The sequence below is a fragment of the Pseudomonas sp. ICMP 8385 genome (assembly GCF_002699915.1).
GTDB classification, from domain to species: domain Bacteria; phylum Pseudomonadota; class Gammaproteobacteria; order Pseudomonadales; family Pseudomonadaceae; genus Aquipseudomonas; species Aquipseudomonas gessardii.
Genome location: NZ_LKBY01000113.1, coordinates 105,294 through 124,965, shown reverse-complemented (window position 1 = coordinate 124,965; position 19,672 = coordinate 105,294). Strand labels below are relative to the sequence as shown.

Sequence of the window (19,672 nt, the reverse complement as noted above, 5' to 3'; positions counted from 1 at the left end):
GGTCGACTCAGCAGGGGGTCTCGGCGCCTTTGCGCGCATACCACCACCAGGTCACGACGATGCAGGTCAGGTAGAAGCCGACAAACATGTAGAACGCCATGGCCGGGCTGCCGGTGTAGGCCATGGACGAGCCAAAGGTCTTGGGAATGAAGAACGCACCGAAGGCGCCCATGGCCGAGCTGAAGCCCAGCACCGCGGCCGACTCCTTGCTCGCGTCTTTGAGGGCCTGCTCACGCACGGCGACGGGTTTGCCGGCGCTGGCTTTTTCATGCTGGGTGCGGAAGATCACCGGGATCATGCGGAAGGTGGAGCCATTGCCGATGCCGGTGGTGATGAACAGCAGCATGAACAGGCCAAGGAAGCCGTAGAAGCTGCCGCCCTCGCCGTTCAGGGGCAAAAAGTGCAGGACGCCGAACACCATCGCGATCATCAGCACGAAGTTCCACAAGGTCACCCGCGCACCGCCCAGCTTGTCGGCCAGCCAGCCGCCCAAAGGGCGCACCAGGGCACCTACCAGCGGGCCGAGGAAGGCAAATTTCAGGGCGTTGACGTCCGGGAACGAGGTCTTGATCAGCATCGGGAAGGCGGCCGAAAAGCCAATGAAGGAACCGAAGGTGGCCAGGTACAACCAGCACATCAGCCAGTTGTGCTTGCGCTTGAAGATCACCGCCTGCTCGCTGAACGAAGCGCGGGCGCTGGACAGGTCATTCATGCCGAACCAGGCAAACAGGGTCACGGTGATAATGAACGGCACCCAGATAAACCCGGCGTTCTGCAACCACAACTGGCTGCCGTCTTCCAGGGTCTGTGGCTGGCCGCCAAGCAGGCCGAACACGCCGAAGGTAATCACCAGCGGCACGCAGAACTGCATCACCGACACCCCCAGGTTACCCAGGCCGGCGTTCAGGCCCAGGGCCGTGCCTTGCTGGGACTTGGGGTAGAAGAAGCTGATGTTGGACATGCTAGAGGCGAAGTTGCCGCCACCGAAGCCGCACAGCAGCGCGATCAATACAAACACGCTGTAGGAGGTGCTCGGGTCTTGTACCGCGAAGCCCATCCACAGTGATGGAATCAGCAGCGACGCGGTGCTCAGGGCCGTCCAGCGGCGGCCACCGAAGATCGGCACCATGAACGAATAGAACACGCGCAACGTGGCGCCAGACAGGCCCGGCAACGCCGCCAGCCAGAACAACTGGTCGGTGGTGAAGCTGAAGCCGATGGCGTTCAGGCGCACGATCACCGTGCTCCACACCATCCACACAGCGAAGGCCAACAGCAGCGCCGGGATCGAGATCCACAGGTTGCGGGTCGCGGTCTGTTTGCCGCTGGCACCCCAGAACGCCGGGTCTTCGGGGCGCCAGTCGTGGATCACCGGGCCCGAGTCGGGCTTTTGCGCGATAGTCATACTGATTCTCCCTGGAGAGGCTGGGCCGCCGGGGCTTTGCCCAGCAGCGGCTGTTTGCGGATTTCGCTGAAGTACATCCAGGTCAAGGACACCCAGACCACGCCGTACATCAACATGAAGCAGGAGGAGCGCACGCCGGTGAGGTCCACCAGGGCGCCGAACATGATCGGCAGCACAAAACCACCCAGGCCGCCCGCCAGGCCGACGATGCCGGACACCGCACCCATGTTTTGCGGGTAGTCATTGGCGATGTACTTGAACACCGAGGCCTTGCCGAAGGCGAAGGCGATGCCCATCACAAACAGCAGGATGGTGAAGACGGTGGCGTTGAGGCCGATGTGGAAATCCAGCGGGCCGTTGACGGTCTGCACCTGCAACTGGGTCTGCGGGTAGCTGAGCAGGAACAGGCAGATCCAGCTCACCCACAACACCCACCAGGTCACGCTCTGGGCGCCCCAGCGGTCGGACATCCAGCCACCCACAGCGCGCAGCACGCCACCGGGCAGGGAAAAGCACGCGGCCAACAGCGCGGCGCTTTGCAGGCTGAAGCCGTATTCCTGCACGTAGTACTTGGTCGCCCACAGCGCCAGGGCCACGTAGCCACCGAACACAATCGAGTAGTACTGGCAGTAGCGCCATACGGCCGGGTCCTTGAGGCACAGCAGTTGTTCGCGCAAGGTGGCGCCGCCGGCACTGCGGTGGGCCTTGTTTTCGCTGGTGAGGAACCAGAACAGCAGCGCGGTGATAAACAGGATCGCGCTGAACACCTTCGGCACCAGGTGCCAGGTGCCCAGGGCAATCAGGGCCGGCGCCAGAAACTTGGTGACCGCCGCCCCCGCGTTGCCGGCACCGAACACGCCCATGGCAAAGCCCTGGTTGTCTTTGTCGAACCACTTGGCGACGTAGGCGATACCCACCGAGAACGAGCCGCCGGCCAGGCCGACAAACAGCCCCAGCACCAGGAATTGCCAGAAAGCCGTGGCGTAGGTGATCAGGTACAGCGGCAGCACGCAGGTGAGCATCAAGACAAAGAACACGATGCGCCCGCCGAAGCGGTCAGTCAGCAGGCCCAGGGGCAGGCGTACCAGGGAGCCGGTCAAGACCGGGGTGGCCGCCAGCAGGCCGAACTGGGTTTCGTTGAGTTGCAGCAGCTCTTTGATCGGCACGCCGAGCACGGCGAACATCATCCAGACCATAAAGCACACGGTGAAGGCCAGCGTACTCATGCCCAGCACCAGGCCTTGTCTTACACGGGGTTGAGTCACGGTTTGCGCTCCCAGAAGTGATTCCATGAGCGCAGGTTAGGGGCGACGTCCTCCAGGAACTTGACCCAGATCAACGTCCACCTGGGGGGTATTGGCCTATGCTGGGCCCATCTACCTCTTAAGAGGTAGGCTAAATAACAAGAGAAAGTCTTTATTTATCAATGGATTGATCTCTTGTGCCGGCTTTTTCCCGTGGGAGGGTGCGCCGGCAACTCTTTAGAGGTAGTGCGCCAGGGAATGCAGAATTGAATACTGTTTCCTTTGCCAGGTGCCGCCATGCTGCTGTTCTTGCCCCTTCGATTACGCCGTGATGTTTAACTGGCTGCGCAGCTCCCTGCCCGCGCGCGCCGGTGTCGCGGTGATCCTGATTGCGATCCTGGCCCTGGCCAGTTCCCTGAGCGCCGGGCTGATCGCCTGGTTCAGCCAGGGCGACGGCGCGGCCATCAACACCGCCGGTTCAGTGCGCATGGAGACCTACCACCTGAGCTGGAAACTCGCCGACCACGCCCCCGCCGACGAGATCCAGGCCATCACCCAGAGCCTGCAACGACGCCTGGACAGCCAGTCCTTGAAAGCAGTGCTGGAAGACGGCCCCCACAGCGCCCTGCAACAAAGCTACCGGCAGATCCAGCAACACTGGAACCAAGAGCTGCGCCCGGCCATCGAGCGCGGCGACAGCGTGTTCTTCCGCGAGCACGCGCCGGCCTTTGTCGAGCAACTGAACCAGTTCGTCAGCCTGTTGCAGCAACAGAGCGAGCACAAACAAGGCTGGCAACAACTGATCCAGGGCCTGGCGCTGTTCAGCACCCTGATCATCCTGCTGCTGGGGCTGTATGAATTGCAGTACGGTGTGGTCACGCCCTTGAAGGAACTGGTGGACGCCACCCGGCGCTTTCGTGAGGGTGACTACACGGCGCGGGTCAATCATCGCTCCCAGGACGAACTGGGGCAGTTGGCCCTGAGCTTCAACACCCTGGCCGAAACCATCGAGCAATCCCATCGCACCCTGGAAAGCCAGGTGCAGCACAAGACCCTCAACCTGCAACAGGCCAACGCCGCCCTGGAATTGCTCTACGAGAGCAGCCGCAGCCTGGCCACGCGCCTGGCCAATGCCGAGGGCCTCGACGAGTTGATCCGCCGCTTTCAGAAACGCCTGCCGGGCCTGCGCCTGTCGCTGTGCCTGCAAGGGCACTTCCTCGCCCCCGCCAAACAGATGCTGGCGCTGCATGGCGAGAACAGCCGCAATGTCTGCGCCATCGGCGATTGCGCCACCTGCGAGCGCCATCACGTCGCCCCGCCCCAGGTGTTCAGCATCAGCAACCAGGGTGCGGAACTGGGCGAACTCAAGGCCCACTTTGTCGACGGCCATACGCCCCAGGCCTGGGAGCAGCAACTGATCCAGGCCCTGGCCAACCTGATTGGCACCTCGCTGTCCCTCAAGCGCCAGCGTGAGCAGGACCACCGTTTATTGCTGCTGGACGAACGCACCATCATCGCCCGCGAACTGCATGACTCCCTGGCCCAGGCCCTGTCCTATATGAAGCTGCAAGTCAGCCGCATGCAGACCCTGCTGCGCCGCGACGAACCCAAGGCCACCCTGGAAACCGTCACCGGCGAACTGCGCGAAGGCCTGAACAATGCCTACCGGCAACTGCGCGAGTTGCTCACCACCTTCCGCCTGCAAATCCACGATGCAGGGCTGGTGCAGGAGCTCAAAGACACCGCCGAGGAATTCTCGCGCCGTGGCGAATTCCAGGTGCACCTGCATGTGGATGCCCTGGCCTTCCAGCTGTCGGCCAGTGAACAGATCCACCTGTTGCAAGTAACCCGCGAAGCGCTGTCCAACTGCCTGCGCCATGCCCACGCCGAAAACGCCTGGCTGCAACTGCGCCAGCATGGCGAAACCGTGAGCCTGAGCATTGAAGACGATGGCCGCGGCTTCAGCGAGCCGGTGGACCAGCGCGAACACCACGGCCTGACCATCATGGACGAACGCGCCCGCAGCCTGCACGGCCAGTTGGATATTTCCCCCCGCGAGCCCCAGGGCACGCGGGTGCACTTGCTGTTTCGCCCGGAGTTTCTCGGGCACTCTCTCCAAGAAGGTAGCTTGTCATGAACACCTCACTGCGCCACCGCATCCTGCTCGTCGACGACCACCCGATGATGCGCCACGGCATGCGCCAGATGCTCGAACTGGAAGATGACCTGCATGTGGTGGGCGAAGCCGGCAATGGCGAGGAGGCCCTGGGCCTGATCGAGTCGCTGCAACCGGACCTGGTGCTGCTGGACAACAACATGCCGCAGATGAACGGCCTGGAAACCCTGCGCCGCCTGCGGGCCATGGCTTATGGCGGCAAGGTCTTGCTGTTTACCGTGTCCGATGCCGAAGACGATATCCGCGATGCCCTGCGCCTGGATGCCAACGGGTATCTGCTCAAGGACATGGAGCCGGAGTTGCTGATCCAGTACATCCGCGATGCCCTGCACGGCGCCCTGGTGATCAGCCCCGGCCTGACCCGCGTGCTGGCCCAGGCCTTGCGCTCGCCCCAGCCCCATGCGGCGGTGGAACTGACCGAGCGCGAGCGGCAGGTGTTGAAGACCATTGCCGGGGGCTATAGCAACAAGGTGATCGGGCATAAGCTGGGGATTACCGAAGGCACGGTGAAGGTGCATGTGAAGAACCTGCTGCACAAGCTGGGGTTGCGCTCGCGGGTGGAAGCGGCGGTGTGGGCGATGGAGCATTTGCGTCAGGCTGGGTAGGGTTTGCCCTGTGGGAACGACCCGACAAGCCAGCACCTACAGCTTAGTTGCGTCCTCATCGCCCTTTCACTGTCAACGCCCCCACACTCGCCAGGACAATAACCGTCCCCACCATCACCATCACCGAAGGCCGCTGCGCCAGTATCACCCACCCCATCAGCATCGCCACCGGCGGGATGAGATACAGCGCAATCGCTGCCCGGCTGACCTGGCTATGGGCCAGTACATAAGCCCAAGCCAGGTACGCCAGCGCACTGGGAAAAATGCCCAGCACCAGCACGGCCAGGTTCACCGATATCGAAGCCTGGGCCAGCTCCCCCGGCAACCCCGGCAGATACACCAGCAGCAACGCCGTGCCTGACCAGAGGGTGCAGCACACCATCGTCAGCCCGTCATAACGCTGGGAATAACGCTTTTGCAGGGCGAAATACAGGCTCCAGGACGCCGCCGCCAACAGGATCAACACGCTATGCCCCTCCAGCTCGCCCAAGCCGCGATCCCCCACCGCCACCACCCCGGCACCGAGCAGGCCGCCGAGTACACAGCCCCATTGCCAGGCGCCGAGCCGTTCCCTGAACACGGTGCTGGCCAGCACCGCGCTGAACAGTGGTGTAGATTGCGCCAGGACGCTGGCAGCGCCGGCACTCACACCGCGCTGGCCGTAATTGAGGGCGATGTGGTGCAGGGTCACCGCAAACAACCCCAGCACCGCAAACAAAGGCAAATCCCGGACCCGGGGCCGTGCAATGCCCTTGCCCCAGGCCACCGCGGCCATCAATACCGACGCAATCAAAAAGCGCAGCAAGGCCAGGTTGTCGGGGGCGTAGGCCTGCAAAGCGATATGGATACCGATAGGCGAATACGCCCAGCAGAGAATGACAAAGACGGTTGCCAGGACAACTTTTGCGCGGGGCATGGGCGTTCTCGGGGACGTGGCAGCACACAGGCACTGCCTGGCAACAGTATGAGAAACCCCAGGCCTTGAAAAAAGTGACTTAAACTGAGCCCACTCTTCACTCCAGGTGAACCATGGAACTGTCCCAACTGCGTATGTTCAAGACGGTCTACGAGCTGGGCAGCATCGCCCGTGCTGCGCAGCAGCTGCATTGCGTGCCGTCCAATATCACCGCGCGCCTCAAGGCCCTGGAGCAGGAACTCGGCGTCGCGCTGTTGGTGCGTGAGGGCCGGGGCCTGCGGGTCAGCCCCGCCGGCGAAGTGTTTATCGAGTACGCGACGAAAATCCTCGACCTGACCGAAGCCTCCCGGCGTGCCGTCGCACTGGGTGGCGCGCCCCAGGGGCATTTGCGTATCGGCGCTATCGAGTCCAGTGCAACCGGGCGCTTGCCGCAGTTGCTGGCGCGCTATCACGCGCTGTACCCCCAGGTGTCGCTGGCGTTGAGCACCGGCACCTGGTCGCAGTTACTCGAGGATATCCAGCACCATCGGCTGGACGCGGCAATTGTCGCCGTGGATGTGCAACGCCCCGGGCTGCACAGCACGCGGCTGTATAGCGAAGACCTGATATTGATTGCCCCCACATCGCTGGGCCCGGTGCGCAGTGCCGCAGACCTGCACGGCCTGACCCTGTTTATGTGGCCCACAGGCTGCCCGTATCGCCTGGCCCTGGAACAATGGTTGTCACGCCACGACCAGGTCTGCCCCATCGTCAGCATCGCCAGCTACGGCACGATTGTCGGCTGTGTCAGCGCCGGCAGCGGCGCCGCGCTGGTGCCGCGGGGGATCTACGAGCAATACCGCCAGGGCGCCAACTGGCAAGGCCATGAGTTCGCGGAACTGGCGCACATCGACAACCTGTTTTACTGGCATGCCAACGTCGGTTGTCATCCGGCCCGGGATGCGTTTTCGGCACTGTTGCAGGGGCACTGCCTCCACGGGGCTACCTCCAACGAGGCATAGGCCCAACCACCGCCACGCCCTACCATGGGCGGGAGCGGAGGTACGCCATGTTGACCCATCCATCCATTGTCTTGACCCTGCGTCGGCATCATCTATTCAGCCCGTTGCCGGAGAAGATTTTCCAGGACGTCTGTACCCTGGCCAATCTCAAGCGCCTGCCCGGGCATGCCACCCTGATGCACCAGGGCGACCCTGCCGATCGGTTTTTTCTGCTGGTCAGTGGCCAGGTCAAGTTGCACCGGGTCACCGGCGAAGGCCAGGAGCATCTGGTGGAAGTCATCCGCCCCGGCCAGACCTTTGCCGAAGCGCTGTTGTTCAGCCAGGCCAAGGCCTATCCGGTGAGTGCCACGGCGCTCAAGGACAGCGTCTTGGTGAGCATCGAGGGCCATCATTACCGCAAGGCCCTGGAGGACCAGCCACAGATCTGCCTGGCGATCCTCGGCACCATGAGCCTGCACCTGCACCAACGCCTCAAGGACATCGACACCCTGACCCTGGCCAATGCCAGCCGCCGGGTCATCAATTTTCTGATCCAGGAGCGCGATACCGTCAGCGGCGATGTGGTGCTGCAGGTGCCCAAGCGTCTGGTGGCCTCCAAGCTTGGGATTCAGCCGGAGACGTTTTCGCGGATTCTGCACCGGCTGATAGACGCCGGCCTGATCGAGGTGCAACGCCGCACCATCCGCATCCTGTGCGAGGAGCAATTGATGACCTATCAGGCTGGCTGACTTAGAATCGACGCCATTCTTCGCCCGCCTTCCTGACACGAGCGCCGCCCATGAGCTTTGATTTCGACACGATCCACCCTCGCCTCGGCACCGGCAGCACCAAGTGGAGCCGCTACCCCGAAGACGTCTTGCCCATGTGGATTGCCGACATGGACATCGCCGCCCCACCGGCGATCCTCAAGGCCCTGCACGCACGCCTGGACCAGCAGATGCTCGGCTACAGTGTCGCCCGCCCCGAAGTGCGCGAGGCGATCATCAGCGACCTGTGGGACAAGTACGCCTGGCGCGTGCAGCCCGATGAACTGCTGTTCCTGCCGGGCGTGGAGCCGGGTTTCAACATGGCCTTGCACGCCTTTGTCCAGCCCGGCCAGCCGGTGGTGTTGCAGACCCCCAACTACGCACCGCTACGCCATGCGGCGGGCAACTGGAACCTGCCGAAGATCGAAGTGCCGTTTGCCCTGAGCGACCAGGGCGAATACCTGACCCCCCTGCCCGCCTTGCGCCAGGCCTTGAAAGGCGCTGGCGCCTTGCTGCTGAGCAACCCTCACAACCCCCTGGGCAAGGTGTTCGCCCGCGAGGAACTGCTGGCCGTGGCCAACGCCTGTCTGGATACAGGCGCGCTGATCATCTCCGATGAAATCCATGCCGAACTGTGCTTCGACGGGCGCCGGCATATCCCCACCGCTTCGTTGAGCGCAGAGATCGCCCGCCGCACCATTACCCTGATGTCGGCCAGCAAGGCCTACAACGTCGCCGGCCTGAAGACCTGCTTTGCCATTGTCCAGGACCCGGTCATCCGCGAGCGCTTCAACAAGGCGCGCTGCGGCATGGTCGATAGCGTCAGCCCCCTGGGCCTGGAAGCCACCTGGGCGGCCTATAGCCAATGTGGGGAATGGTTGCAGGCGTTGGTGGCGTACCTGCAAGACAACCGCGACTACCTGCTGGAGGCGGTGCAAAAGCGCCTGCCGGGCGTGGTCATGCATGCCCCCCAAGGCACCTACCTGGCCTGGCTGGATTGCAGCGCCCTGGGCCTGGAAGACCCGCAGCGGTTTTTCCTGGAACAGGCCAAGGTAGGGTTGAGTGCGGGTGTGGAATTTGGCGATGACAGCCAGCAGTTCGTGCGCTTGAACTTCGGCTGCCCACGGGCCTTGCTCGAAGAAGGTCTTTCCCGCCTGGAACGCAGCCTGCAAAACCGCTGAACCGCTCTGCCGGAGCCGCCTTGCCGGCTCCGGCAAGGGCTGGGCTCAGAGCTTGGCGATGGACACTTCGGTGGATTTGACGAAGGCAATCACTTCGCTGCCCACCTTCAACTCCAGGTCGCGCACCGAGCGGGTGGTGATCACCGAAGTGACAATCCCCGACGCCGTTTGCACGTCAATCTCGGACACCACTTCGCCCAGCAGGATCTCCTTGATCACGCCCTTGAACTGGTTGCGTACGTTGATCGCTTTGATGGTCATGTGAGGTTTCCTTTTACGGTTGGGTCAATCCGCACGAATGCGCAGGCCCTCAAAATGCGCCACTCACACAAACAATAAAAGGAATAAATAACTATTTATTTATTCCTTTTTGACATATTAAGAATTCTGTAATTGCATACCAAAAATGCCTACGGTTTGAACGTAGATCCCCTGCATGGCCAACGCGGTCTCACCGGCGCAGCCTTGAACTGAATGTTTGAAGCACCGAAATAACACCGGGCCCAATTAGGGCCCGGTGTTATTTCACATTTGAAAGCGATCGGCCAACTCAGCCCATTCAGACAAAGACCCCACCCGACAAGGGCGCATCAGACAGCGTCGCACCTGGCTCGGTCAACGATTTGAACAAGGTATGCCCCTGGAGCAACTTGCCATACCAGGCGTTCAGGCTCTCGACATCGCTCTGCCCGTCCAACGCCTCGACCCACAGCACCAGATCGCCAGCGGCGTCAGCGGTCAGTCTGACGGGGGCAAGCACCGAGAACGGGCTGTTGACCTGCAATAACTGAAGCACCACACCTTGCAGCAATCGCTTGGGCAGCGCGCCCAGGCGCAGGGCGATCAGCCAGCCATGCGGTATTCGCTCCAGTAGCACTTCGGGATCCTCGCCAATGTGCAGACGGCAGGTAGGCTGATCTTCTGGCGGCATTGCCAGATCCCATTGTTCCAACCAGTTTTTCAATGACATTCAAGCTTACTCCGCAATTCGCCAGGCCTTGGCCATTTCGACAGTGGTGGAGCTCGACGGTTTGCTCCAGGGTTTGTTTCGTGCGCCGTAGTTATCGATAAGATCGTCCAGGGCCTGATTGATCTGGGCCGGGCTTATCGCACGCATCAGGCTGTGCTCGACACGATTGAGCAGCGCGACGTTGGAGGCTGGCTGGCCAACGCGATAGAGGGACGGCAGAATCACTTCTTTGCGGATGTTGTCGGCGATCACTGCCACATCACGTCTGCGCATTTCATCGACCGCAGCTTTCAATACCGGCGACTCCACAGGCGTGTTGCGCAAGGCCCCCAACAAGCGCTGATGGTCGGTGTTATCGGTACTGTTCAGCGCATTGGCTACCCATGCCTTGCGTTCCGGGGTCGACGCCAACGTATCGAGGCGCGCCAAAGCCGAATTTATGCCGTCGGACAGTTTCATGTCCTTGGCCGAAAGGATGGCCACTGTGAGTTCGGAAAAAGCCTGCGTCGCCGCCCGCCTAAATTGCACGACATCCGCCGTACGAACCGGCTCTTGCGCCGAAACGCTGGCAAGCATTTCATCGTCCAACGCCAGCAGCGCGCTTTCCATGGTTGCAAACGTGTGGGCCTCACGGGCCTGCAAACGGTTATCGAGGTGGTTGCCGACCTCTTTGTGCAACAGCGATTGCAATTCGTTCTTGACGCCATCGGGCATTGTGAAATTCAGGGTTCCGCTGAGCATGCCACTGTAGTCCCCCGACTCTGTTTTGAGCGGCACCACGACGGTCTGGTCCTCCAGCGCAGCGAGCCCGCGCGCCTGCAATGCCGCTTGTGCGCCCAACGGAGCCCCTACAACCCACTCGAAAACACTGGGGCGGTACTGACTAGGCCCCTTCTCGGGAACTGCGTCCTCAGGAAACTTGAGAATGAGGTTGTCATCTTGACGTAGCGGGCTGTTCGAGAACTGTTGGTTGATCATTTCCGCTACCGGAACGTTGAGCATCACGCCACCGTCCTGGAACTTGGTACGCTCGTTCTCTGCCTGGAACGGATGGTTGGTTTCGCCCATTTGTTTGAACACCAGCGGGAACGAACCGGAGATGTGCGCGGCGCGGGCGATGTCCATGTCGGGAGTCAGGTCGGCATTGAATACCACCAACTGCGGACGGCCTTCATACATTGCCGTGCCGGTGATGTTCAGTTCTTTGATCTGCGGGATCTGCCTGCTGAGCACGGACAGGTCGCTGAAGGTGACTGCGCCGCCCTTTTGCAGTTTTTGCACAATAGCATTGACGGCGGGCTGCCGAGCGACCTCGGGATGGGCCGCAATCTGGTTCAGTACGGACTTGCTGGACTCCGTGCGCAGGACTTTTTCCAGTGGCGCTGCTTCTGAACCCATGCGCGGGAGGATGTTGTACAGCAAGCGCACAATGCTGGCGACCACGCCGTTGTTGCCGAAGGTTATCAACTTGCCTAGGCCAGAGTTAAGATGCTGGAGCTTTTTCATCCAGCCTTTGCCGCTGTCGAGCAGGGAGATCAAGTCCATGCTATCGGACAGGCTCTTGAACGAACCAGCGCTCATCCCGGACGCCAATAATGCCGCTGTGATTGCCCCAGCCGAAGATCCGGAAATGCTCTTGATACCGTCCAACGCTCCTTTATTTTCGAGCGCTGAAATAGCGCCTGGATACGCTGCGCCTTTAGCACCACCGCCACTGAGAACCAGACCGGTCAACGGTGGCCGGGTCAGTTTGACCTCGGTGACACCGTTCTCGAAACTGCGCAGCGTGACCTGCCGCTTCCCCGCGCCTTCGGCGATCAACTGCGACGCGCCTTCGGGTTGCGGTGCCACCAGGGCAGCCCGGCTGATATCCGGCAATTGCGCACTGACGGCTACACCGATGCTGCTCTTGAGTGCCGCCGTCAAACCCTGGCCCACAGGGTCCGTGGACAACCTGGCCTTGGGCGGTGGTTGATCCTTGGGCGGCGTAATTTCCTGCGGCCGGCCGGTAGCGGCAAGTGCGTTGACTGAAGACGGAATTAGCATAAAGGCTCCTGGGGCAAGTCAGTTGTTGACTGGAGCAAATACTAAGGGAATGGGTTTTCCGGCCTTTTCAGTATCAGACGTTTTTTTATCAATTTAGCGTTTCCAGTGATTGCCCTTCAGTTTGTCTGTCGATCGAAGGGGCAGGCGCTCGCGCTTCATGCTGCCACGTTTGCTGCAAGGCGGCTTCCAGTGCCCCCAATTGGCCGCCAACGCTCGCGTCAATGATGCCGATCTCGGTCTCAAGGATGCAGCCACCCTGGTCGAGTCGGGCATCGGCGACGACCTCGACATAGCCCACCTCCGGGAAGTCCTTGAGCACTCGGGAAATCTGCTCGCGCACCTCAAGTACCTGATCCGGATGCACATGCAAAATGACCTGTTTCTGATTACTGACCAGCAACAACGCCTGTTGTGTCACCTGTAACGTCAGCTCGATATTGTCGTAATGCTGAAGGATCTTGCGCACGGCTTGCAGCACCACACCGCCCATCTGCTGCTCGACCTCGCGGTAATACTGATGACACTGCAACAGCGTTTCCTGAATCAGTACAGCCTGACGCTTGTTCGCCTCTTCAATGCCGGCCTGCCAGCCCAACGCCTTCTGTTGCTCATAGACATCATGGGCAGCACGCTCGATTTCCTCGGCACGTTTGCGGGCGACTTCAACCAACTCGCCTGCCGTCAGATAGTCTTGATAGTCAGCACTGCGCAGCAGAACCTGATCCGGTGCGAGGCGGACTTCAGATGCTTTTATTTCAATAAATGGAAGCATTGCGGGCTCACTTGTCGGGCGATTTTCAGACACAACGCCTGGGCCAATGGACGCTGGCTGTTACTGACATGCCAACGCTGAGGGGGCACCAATAACTGGGATTTTCCAGGCGCCAGGCGTAAAGCCAGGCGCCTGGAAAATCCCGATGGTGCGTCATCACAGGCCAGCAGCCAGAACTCCAGCGCGCGCTGGCGCAGGCAATCAACCAGTTCTCCTGCTGGTAACGGTTGCTGCCAGCCTTGCGGCCAGGCGCCAATAATCAGCTCCAGTTGTTCCAGACAGTAACGATGCCCGGCTTCGCCAATCGCAGCGTGAACCCGCCGCAGGCTTTGCGCGTCCAGCACTTGCCGAATCGCGTGACCATGCAGCAGTGCGCCCAGATAACCGAGAGTCTTTTCCAGCGCGGCCTGCTCAAAAAACGCGAGACCGCCGAGCATGGGTGGCAATTCATACTCGATGCCCAGCGCAAACTCATTGAGCAGCCATGCATTGATCCCCCTGTGCCGGCGCCAGTGGTCCAGGGTTTCGGTCAGGCCCGCCAGCGAAGATGGGAGGCGTGCAGGGTGAATGTAACGGGCCGGGCAAAACCGTAGCTGGTAGGGCGTCAACAGCAACGTCATCACGAAAGCCTGCTGCGCTGCCACACATATTGCCCGAGGTTGCTGACCAACAGCAGTGCCACCATTAGCCCGAACAGCCCCAGCAACCGGCTGCGCGATTCTTCAGTCACCTGAATCGAGAAGACTGTTTCATAACGTGGGGCGAGCGGAACTTGCCGCACATCGGCCGAAGGCACCAGCACGACGCTGATGCGGTCGTAACTCAAGCCTTCGATGCCGTTGTTCACCAATTGCTTGATCTGCGGAATGTAGGCGTCGAGCTGAATATCCGCCGCATGCTTGATAAATACCGACGCCGAGGCAGGCGACGATTTTTTACCCAGGCCATCGCGGTCTTCAGGCAGCACTACATGCACCCGAGCGACCAGTACACCATCGATTTCAGAAAGGGTTCGGGAAATTTCCTGGGCCTTGGCGTAGTTAAGCCGCGCTCGCTCCTCGACCGGCGAGGAGATCAATCCCTCCTTGGGGAAAACATCCTTGAGCGTGGAAAAACTCTCGCGCGGATAGCCCTTGCGCTTGAGTGCATCAATCGCCTCAGCGATATCGGACTCCTCGACCAGCAACTTGACCTTGCCGTCCTTGTCGGGCTGCTTGGCTGCCCAGATTCCTTCGGTGCGCAGCAACGCCAGCATTTCGTTGCCTTCTTTCTGGCTGATACCGGCATAGAGTTCGACTTTGCAACCGGTGAGCAGTAACACGGCCAGCACCATCAGAATTCGATTGAGTCTCTTCACACAGCACCTTATTGGGTTTTCATCAGCGTTTCGACGTTCTGACTCATGCGCCCTACCGTCTTGGCTATCAGTTCCTCCTGCATGCTGATACGCATCAGCGACCACTGCATTTGCATAAGGCTGCCCGGGTCGTCGCCTGGCGTCGAAAGCTCGACCTCAAGTTCATGCTTGGCCTGGGAAAAACGTTCCTTGAGCTGCCCGATTTCGTTGAGCAAATTACCTCCCAGGCTCTCACCGCCCTTGCCCATCTCCCGTTCAAAATCGGTGACTTGCCCGGCATTGGCCTGGGGTGCCTTGAGATCATCGAGATTGGCGACAGTGACCTGACTTATCTGACTAACGTCCATCACGACTCCAAATCGGGTGAGTGGGTGAAGCTCATCATGTTTTTGATCATTGCGTTCACAGGGATCAGGATCTGCAACTCGCGGCGCACAATCGCCTGCAGGTAGTCACTGCCCTCGACGCCCTTGACCTCACTCAGTACGTTGAGCAACAGGGTTTCTTGTTGCTTGCCGAACGGTGCCTGCTCCTTGAGCATGTCCTTGAGTGCCAGACGATCCTGTTCAAGCCCCAGTTGTTGTTGCCCAAAGCGCACGAGCAAGCGATCCGACAGGCCCTGCATCAGCCAGTTGAGCAGTTCACCACGACGCCCTTCGGCCGATTCCGGCAGATCCTGGCGATACCACTTCCACACGGCGTCACGCTGCTGCCGGGCATCCATACCTGTCAGTGCCGTTGTCAGATCCGCACCGTGCAACCAGAGTTGCAAGGGGCCGTCAATCGAGACAGGCCTCGGCGACACCGCAGCAGGTTTCATTGCCGCGTCAAATGCTTGTGCCTGACCGGGCTCGGCGGGTAACGCAGGTCGAGTGTCCCGTGCATCATGAGGCGGCAGTTGCCCGGGCGCCGAGTCGATCCGGTTCATCCCCCCTCCGGGTCACGCATGCCTTGGGCAAACTGCTGCAGCCGCGGGTCTTCGCTCGCCGCCAGCTCGGCCAGGCGCCGATCCAACGCGGTGCCCAAGCCCAGCCGCCATTCACATAACGCCAGCCAGGGCGCAAGTGCCGGCCACGGCTTGCCCTCGCCCAGCACCAGCGCCTGCTGGTAATGTCCCTGGTTCATCAGGCTGGATAGACGGATAAGGCACGCGGCCTCCTCCTGCCCCTCGACCTGTTCAAGCCAGTTGGCAATGTGCTGTGCTTCTTCGTGGCAGTGATGACCGCTACCGGCCAGGGCTAGTTCTGCCATCAGCCCTTTCAATGAACTGTCCATCATCAGATTTTCTGCAGGATGCCTTGCATCAGGTCTCTCATCGAACGGGTGACGGTCGAGTTGATGTTGTAGATCACCGACCATTTGTTGAGTTTGTGTTGCAACTCGGCCAGCAGCGCCGGGTTATCCGCAGAGTCCTTGAGAGCGGCAATCGCATCACCGACCTCCTTGTTGGCGTTGTTGGCCTGGTCCTTGAGGTTTTCCGCGACTTTGTCGAGCGTGTTGACGCTACTGTCATTGGTAAAGATCGATGCCATCATGAAGCTCCCTTGAGGGTGTTGAGAAGGCTGATGGCGGCCTCGACTGCCTGAGCTTCCATCTGCCATTGCCGATACTGTTGAGGATCACTGCCGCCGATCAAACGACGTTTGACGCAGGCCCTGGCCTGTTGCAGTTGCGCGTGTATCTGCTGTTCAAAGTCCGTGTCAGCGGCGCACAGACGCTCCTCCAAAACCGTCATCATTGAGCGGTTCCCCCTTTAGATTGATGATGAATTGTTGTTTGCCACGGCTGACGATCACGGTGTCGACATTGATCGCCAGCACCCTCACGCCTTGCGCAGTAGAGGCATTGACCGGGTATTTCTGACCATCGCTCAGCACCACATACGGCACTTTGCCGAAGGACACCGAACGCACCACGAACTCCAGATCATCGGTGCTGCCACGTTTGTTGCGACTCACCAGGTCCAGGGCCGGACGTGCGCCGAACTCCTGGCGAAAATCACGCTGCAACGTGTAGAACGCGCTGAGTTGAGGCTCATCAAGTTGCCCGCGCACTTCAATTCGCTCACCTTTGTCCTGATAAGCCAGCACCGCGTCGAGACCCGAGTCGGCAAGCATCTGATCGAGCCGCTTGAGGTGCGATCCGGCAAGCCGCACACGGTTTTCCACTCCCAGCAAGCCAGGTACATCGACCTTGAGCAAACTGTCGATTTGCAGCCAATGCTCATCCTCAAGCGCCAGTTCACCGGTGAGGCGAATCCAGCCGGGTTGGTCCCCATTGGCCGTGCGTACCTGGCGATAACCGAATTTCTGCAAGATGAACTCCACCCCCTGGCGAATCTCTTCCAGGGTGCGTACGTCGAGCCGGTACGTCAGGCCGCTGCGTTCCAGGTACTGCTGCAATGCCAGCCGCGTGCGGTTGTCTTCCAGATAACCGGTGAGCGCAATACTGCCATTGCCCTGAGGCTCACCGAGTTGCACAAACTGATACTGGCGATCACGTAAAAAACTGCGCAAGGCCACGACCGGGTCCTCGCTGGCCATCCCAGCGTTGCCAGACGACCAGGGGGCGCCAAGCAAAGCAATGAGCCCTGCCAGCAACAGTGCACTGATACCAAGCAGCAATCGCCCACCCCAACGCACTCGCGGCTGCGCCATGCGCCGTTCGTGAGGGTTGGCAGCCAGAGGCAGCTGTTCGCAGAACTGCCGCTCCTGAGCACAATAGGCCCACAGCAGCGGCCCACAAGCCTGGCGGACCAGTGCCTGCAACGCGCTGCCGCCCGCCAGCGGCTGCCCCTCCTGAAGTGGCTGATGACCTTCGGCCCACTCCAACAGGCGTACACCTTGCGGGTCGATATCGAGCACCAAGTGGATCGCAGCAATACCTTCATCGACCAGCACCAGATCGGCTTGCAGCGGATCGGAACCGATCACTACCCGCCCTTCAGCCAGCGGTACTTCAACCCCTTGATTGAGGCCGCTATAGAAACGAATTTTCCAACCCATGTCAGGGCTTCTTCGGTGCGCGGACGCACTGTTCGACACCTTCGACGCAGGCACCCTCGGCAATACGCCAGCCCGTGGTGTCCTTGCCCAGGCTGCATGCCATCAGCGAAGAGTCCTTGCCTGCCTGTGCCAGCACGTGCTGGAGCTCGCGGGCCTGACCCAGTTCCTGGCACTGCGCAGTCCCGAGCAATTTCTGCAACGAAAGACTCTGGTTCGACAGCTCATCGACCTGGAGCAATGGATCCATATAGCCACGCTTGCTGCCCAACGCCACGAAATGGCCTAGCCCGTTGTCAATCAAGCGCGGCTCGATCAGAAACAGCCGCACCGAGCGACGGGTGAAACTGGACTTGAACCGGAACAACGCTCCCAGATACGGAATGTCGCCCAGCAGCGGAACCTTGCGCATGGATTCGCTGAGCTCATCACGGTAGATACCGCCGATCAACAGACTCTGCCCGTGTCCCACGCGAGCCACGGTATCGACCACGGTGCGGGCGATAGTGGGAAGCCCACCCACCCCTGAGCTGTTGGGTTTCTGATTACCGTCCTCGATATGCAGGCTGAGGCTGATTTCCGGTTTGTCACCCAACTGGATGACCCGCGGCGTCAGTTTCAGCATGGTGCCGTAGGTGATCGCCTTGAGTTCAGCCACCCGCTCACCAAGAAGGCTGACATAATAGGTTTCGCTGTGATCAATCACTGCCAGGGTGTTTTCCTGGGTCAGCACGGTCGGCCGCGAGCCGACCTGGGCGCGCCCCTGACTCTGTAGCAAGGTGATGCGGGCAAGCAGGTAATCCAGCCCCCGGCTATCCACAAGGCTGGCACCGGCCTCGCGCGTGGTACCAGGACTGGCGTTGCCCTGACCGCTAATGTTCTGGCTGGTGGTGCGAATGTCGATCAGCTTGTTTGGGCCGACGCCTATACCGACGCGCCAGTCCACGCCCAGTTCGGCGAGGTTTTCCGCGTTGATGTCGACAATCGACAAACCGACCTCGATTCGCGCCGAAGGACGATCCAGCGCCGCGATCAAGCGCCGGTACATCGGCATGCGATCCTTGGTATCGCGCACAATAATGGCATTGAGCGAGGGCTCAGCCTGAACTACGGCTCGCCCGGACTGCGTCGGTAATCGAGGACTGTCTTGCCCGCCTTCCACCGACACCACGTTAGCGTCACTCAGCACGCGAGCAAGAATGGTCGCCACACCCGGTGCATCAATATCGTCTTCGCGATACTTGATTCGCCGATCCTCAGCGACCGCATACTTGAGCGGAAAAATTTCCACGGCCAGGTCTCCGGTCTTCTCAATACGCAGAGCGTGCTGCTGCTCAAGAGCCAGGGCCGTTTGCTCCACCAGATCCAGATACCGTGGGGGGCCGGAGACGTACACCAACCGCCCGCGCATGTCCGATCGCCAACCAAATCGCGGCTCCCAGACACCTGCAGCTTCCAGTGCCTGCCTCAGTTCGGTTTCGCCGATCTGCTCCAGCTTGACCAGCCGCGACTGCATTTCGGTGGCCTTGAATACGTAGAGAACAGCACCGTCGTAGTACCAGATCAGGTTGTAGAGCGAAGTCATCAGTTGCACAAAGGACTGAGGATCATCGAGATCGAAACGCCCACTGACCTGATCATTGACCTTGTCACTGACAATCACCGAGCCGTCGTAATTAGCCGCGAAATTGGCCAGGACATCACGCAGGCTTTCACCCTGGGCGATATAGTTGTAGGGGATTTGTGGCCAATCCAGATCCTGGCTTTGGGCGGTTCCGGTCAATAGCAATGCAAAGACCAGGCTCAAGGACCGCGAAACACTCAGGGACGCCATAAAGTTTGTTTCCACTGCGGTTCCAGGCCTGCAATCAACAGCTCTGGCTTGATCGTTTCCAGAATCGCGACCTGAGCCGATAGCGCTCTCTCCAGGTCGTCCAGTTCCAGGGTGGCGAATTCCAGACGCGCTTCAAGCATCAGGTTTGACTGTTCATCGGTGGCCAACGCCTGGGGATAGCGTCGACTCCATCGGGTGACCTGGCCTAACAGGTTCAGCAACACTTCACGTTCAGCCGCAGATGAGTGCTGAACTTGCCAGTTCAGCGGGCTGGACAGCACAAGATCAGCCCCCTGACGTTGTAAAAACAGACTGTGACCGTCGATCCGCAGGTGATATCGACCTGTTTGATCGGCCACAAAAACCCCTTGGCCCGTGCGTGCGGCCAATCCAGTCAGTAAATGTTCCATGATTCCT

At 60.4% G+C, this 19,672-nt stretch carries 22 protein-coding genes; 5 read left to right on the top strand and 17 right to left on the bottom strand.

Translation table 11 applies throughout. The features are described from left to right. Positions 1-7 precede the first annotated feature (7 nt). Both AO268_RS21050 and AO268_RS21045 read right to left on the bottom strand, forming a co-directional pair. A complete protein-coding gene (locus AO268_RS21050) occupies positions 8-1,405 on the bottom strand; it encodes a NarK family nitrate/nitrite MFS transporter (RefSeq protein ID WP_099169724.1) in 1,398 nt (465 codons plus the stop codon). Then, complete coding sequence (locus tag AO268_RS21045; RefSeq protein WP_099169812.1) at positions 1,402-2,670, bottom strand: MFS transporter; 1,269 nt, start codon at positions 2,668-2,670, stop codon at positions 1,402-1,404. The genes AO268_RS21050 and AO268_RS21045 overlap by 4 nt, the downstream gene beginning before the upstream one ends. A 310-nt stretch (positions 2,671-2,980) precedes the next feature. Here AO268_RS21045 and AO268_RS21040 point away from each other — a divergent pair, with 310 nt between their 5' ends. Together AO268_RS21040 and narL are read left to right on the top strand one after the other, a co-directional pair. Further along, entirely contained in the window at positions 2,981-4,786 is a 1,806-nt protein-coding gene (locus tag AO268_RS21040; RefSeq protein WP_099169723.1) for a HAMP domain-containing protein, read from the top strand. After that, entirely contained in the window at positions 4,783-5,430 is a 648-nt protein-coding gene (narL, locus tag AO268_RS21035) for a two-component system response regulator NarL (protein ID WP_099169722.1), read from the top strand. The genes AO268_RS21040 and narL overlap by 4 nt, the downstream gene beginning before the upstream one ends. A gap of 55 nt (positions 5,431-5,485) precedes the next feature. Here narL and AO268_RS21030 read toward each other — a convergent pair whose 3' ends face one another. Next, the gene (locus AO268_RS21030; protein ID WP_099169721.1) at positions 5,486-6,346 is read right to left on the bottom strand and encodes a DMT family transporter; all 861 of its coding nucleotides are present in this window, start codon (positions 6,344-6,346) and stop codon (positions 5,486-5,488) included. A 113-nt stretch (positions 6,347-6,459) separates the two neighbouring features. Between AO268_RS21030 and AO268_RS21025 the strand changes: the two genes are divergently transcribed. The 3 genes from AO268_RS21025 to AO268_RS21015 are packed head-to-tail and all read left to right on the top strand — an operon-like array spanning position 6,460 to position 9,274. After that, positions 6,460-7,347 carry a LysR family transcriptional regulator gene (locus AO268_RS21025; RefSeq protein ID WP_099169720.1) on the top strand — a complete coding sequence of 296 codons (888 nt, stop codon included), beginning with the start codon at positions 6,460-6,462 and terminating at the stop codon, positions 7,345-7,347. A 47-nt stretch (positions 7,348-7,394) separates the two neighbouring features. Next, complete coding sequence (locus AO268_RS21020; protein ID WP_099169719.1) at positions 7,395-8,075, top strand: Crp/Fnr family transcriptional regulator; 681 nt, start codon at positions 7,395-7,397, stop codon at positions 8,073-8,075. Positions 8,076-8,125: 50 nt separating this feature from the next. Then, entirely contained in the window at positions 8,126-9,274 is a 1,149-nt protein-coding gene (locus AO268_RS21015; protein ID WP_076963231.1) for a MalY/PatB family protein, read from the top strand. A 45-nt stretch (positions 9,275-9,319) separates the two neighbouring features. Here the strand turns inward: AO268_RS21015 and AO268_RS21010 are convergent, their stop codons facing one another. The 14 genes from AO268_RS21010 to AO268_RS20945 form a co-directional block, all read right to left on the bottom strand. Continuing rightward, positions 9,320-9,535 (bottom strand): TOBE domain-containing protein, encoded by a 216-nt coding sequence (locus tag AO268_RS21010; RefSeq protein ID WP_003173733.1) that lies wholly within the window; start codon positions 9,533-9,535, stop codon positions 9,320-9,322. A 298-nt stretch (positions 9,536-9,833) separates the two neighbouring features. Next, positions 9,834-10,244, bottom strand: coding sequence for a CesT family type III secretion system chaperone (locus tag AO268_RS21005; RefSeq protein ID WP_099169718.1), 411 nt, complete (start codon positions 10,242-10,244; stop codon positions 9,834-9,836). 6 nt (positions 10,245-10,250) lie between these two features. Beyond that, a complete protein-coding gene (locus tag AO268_RS21000) occupies positions 10,251-12,170 on the bottom strand; it encodes a patatin-like phospholipase family protein (protein ID WP_275942356.1) in 1,920 nt (639 codons plus the stop codon). 208 nt (positions 12,171-12,378) lie between these two features. Next, positions 12,379-13,062, bottom strand: coding sequence for an HrpE/YscL family type III secretion apparatus protein (locus tag AO268_RS20995; protein ID WP_076963233.1), 684 nt, complete (start codon positions 13,060-13,062; stop codon positions 12,379-12,381). Beyond that, the gene (locus AO268_RS20990) at positions 13,041-13,682 is read right to left on the bottom strand and encodes a Yop proteins translocation protein K (RefSeq protein WP_099169716.1); all 642 of its coding nucleotides are present in this window, start codon (positions 13,680-13,682) and stop codon (positions 13,041-13,043) included. The genes AO268_RS20995 and AO268_RS20990 overlap by 22 nt, the downstream gene beginning before the upstream one ends. Continuing rightward, positions 13,682-14,431 (bottom strand): type III secretion system inner membrane ring lipoprotein SctJ, encoded by a 750-nt coding sequence (gene sctJ, locus AO268_RS20985; RefSeq protein ID WP_099169811.1) that lies wholly within the window; start codon positions 14,429-14,431, stop codon positions 13,682-13,684. Before sctJ ends, AO268_RS20990 begins: the two co-directional genes overlap by 1 nt. Beyond that, on the bottom strand, positions 14,428-14,766 hold the full coding sequence (gene sctI, locus AO268_RS20980; protein ID WP_076963235.1) for a type III secretion system inner rod subunit SctI: 339 nt from the start codon (positions 14,764-14,766) through the stop codon (positions 14,428-14,430). The genes sctJ and sctI overlap by 4 nt, the downstream gene beginning before the upstream one ends. Further along, positions 14,766-15,347: a YopR/YscH family type III secretion effector gene (locus AO268_RS20975; protein WP_099169715.1), complete on the bottom strand. Its 582-nt coding sequence runs from the start codon at positions 15,345-15,347 to the stop codon at positions 14,766-14,768. The genes sctI and AO268_RS20975 overlap by 1 nt, the downstream gene beginning before the upstream one ends. Next, the gene (locus AO268_RS20970; RefSeq protein ID WP_083743067.1) at positions 15,344-15,694 is read right to left on the bottom strand and encodes a YscG family type III secretion system chaperone; all 351 of its coding nucleotides are present in this window, start codon (positions 15,692-15,694) and stop codon (positions 15,344-15,346) included. The genes AO268_RS20975 and AO268_RS20970 overlap by 4 nt, the downstream gene beginning before the upstream one ends. Positions 15,695-15,696: 2 nt before the next feature. Continuing rightward, positions 15,697-15,951 (bottom strand): type III secretion system needle filament subunit SctF, encoded by a 255-nt coding sequence (gene sctF, locus AO268_RS20965; RefSeq protein ID WP_076963238.1) that lies wholly within the window; start codon positions 15,949-15,951, stop codon positions 15,697-15,699. Further along, positions 15,951-16,157 carry an EscE/YscE/SsaE family type III secretion system needle protein co-chaperone gene (locus AO268_RS20960; RefSeq protein ID WP_076963239.1) on the bottom strand — a complete coding sequence of 69 codons (207 nt, stop codon included), beginning with the start codon at positions 16,155-16,157 and terminating at the stop codon, positions 15,951-15,953. Before AO268_RS20960 ends, sctF begins: the two co-directional genes overlap by 1 nt. Beyond that, a complete protein-coding gene (sctD, locus tag AO268_RS20955; protein WP_099169714.1) occupies positions 16,120-17,424 on the bottom strand; it encodes a type III secretion system inner membrane ring subunit SctD in 1,305 nt (434 codons plus the stop codon). The genes AO268_RS20960 and sctD overlap by 38 nt, the downstream gene beginning before the upstream one ends. Position 17,425: 1 nt before the next feature. Then, positions 17,426-19,255, bottom strand: a complete 1,830-nt coding sequence (sctC, locus tag AO268_RS20950) for a type III secretion system outer membrane ring subunit SctC (RefSeq protein WP_099169713.1) — start codon at positions 19,253-19,255, stop codon at positions 17,426-17,428. Then, complete coding sequence (locus tag AO268_RS20945; RefSeq protein WP_076963242.1) at positions 19,243-19,665, bottom strand: YscB family type III secretion system chaperone; 423 nt, start codon at positions 19,663-19,665, stop codon at positions 19,243-19,245. Before AO268_RS20945 ends, sctC begins: the two co-directional genes overlap by 13 nt. Between the last annotated feature and the right edge of the window lie 7 nt (positions 19,666-19,672).

Bases quoted from the DNA above. Each gene is read 5' to 3' on its own strand.
- AO268_RS21050 (WP_099169724.1), bottom strand. From the start codon at position 1,405: ATGACTATCGCGCAAAAGCCCGACTCGGGCCCGGTGATCCACGACTGG.
- AO268_RS21040 (WP_099169723.1), top strand. From the start codon at position 2,981: ATGTTTAACTGGCTGCGCAGCTCCCTGCCCGCGCGCGCCGGTGTCGCG.
- narL (WP_099169722.1), top strand. From the start codon at position 4,783: ATGAACACCTCACTGCGCCACCGCATCCTGCTCGTCGACGACCACCCG.
- AO268_RS21030 (WP_099169721.1), bottom strand. From the start codon at position 6,346: ATGCCCCGCGCAAAAGTTGTCCTGGCAACCGTCTTTGTCATTCTCTGC.
- AO268_RS21025 (WP_099169720.1), top strand. From the start codon at position 6,460: ATGGAACTGTCCCAACTGCGTATGTTCAAGACGGTCTACGAGCTGGGC.
- AO268_RS21020 (WP_099169719.1), top strand. From the start codon at position 7,395: ATGTTGACCCATCCATCCATTGTCTTGACCCTGCGTCGGCATCATCTA.
- AO268_RS21015 (WP_076963231.1), top strand. From the start codon at position 8,126: ATGAGCTTTGATTTCGACACGATCCACCCTCGCCTCGGCACCGGCAGC.
- AO268_RS21010 (WP_003173733.1), bottom strand. From the start codon at position 9,535: ATGACCATCAAAGCGATCAACGTACGCAACCAGTTCAAGGGCGTGATC.
- AO268_RS21005 (WP_099169718.1), bottom strand. From the start codon at position 10,244: ATGTCATTGAAAAACTGGTTGGAACAATGGGATCTGGCAATGCCGCCA.
- AO268_RS20995 (WP_076963233.1), bottom strand. From the start codon at position 13,062: ATGCTTCCATTTATTGAAATAAAAGCATCTGAAGTCCGCCTCGCACCG.
- AO268_RS20990 (WP_099169716.1), bottom strand. From the start codon at position 13,682: ATGACGTTGCTGTTGACGCCCTACCAGCTACGGTTTTGCCCGGCCCGT.
- sctI (WP_076963235.1), bottom strand. From the start codon at position 14,766: ATGGACGTTAGTCAGATAAGTCAGGTCACTGTCGCCAATCTCGATGAT.
- AO268_RS20975 (WP_099169715.1), bottom strand. From the start codon at position 15,347: ATGAACCGGATCGACTCGGCGCCCGGGCAACTGCCGCCTCATGATGCA.
- AO268_RS20970 (WP_083743067.1), bottom strand. From the start codon at position 15,694: ATGGACAGTTCATTGAAAGGGCTGATGGCAGAACTAGCCCTGGCCGGT.
- sctF (WP_076963238.1), bottom strand. From the start codon at position 15,951: ATGGCATCGATCTTTACCAATGACAGTAGCGTCAACACGCTCGACAAA.
- AO268_RS20960 (WP_076963239.1), bottom strand. From the start codon at position 16,157: ATGATGACGGTTTTGGAGGAGCGTCTGTGCGCCGCTGACACGGACTTT.
- sctD (WP_099169714.1), bottom strand. From the start codon at position 17,424: ATGGGTTGGAAAATTCGTTTCTATAGCGGCCTCAATCAAGGGGTTGAA.
- sctC (WP_099169713.1), bottom strand. From the start codon at position 19,255: ATGGCGTCCCTGAGTGTTTCGCGGTCCTTGAGCCTGGTCTTTGCATTG.
- AO268_RS20945 (WP_076963242.1), bottom strand. From the start codon at position 19,665: ATGGAACATTTACTGACTGGATTGGCCGCACGCACGGGCCAAGGGGTT.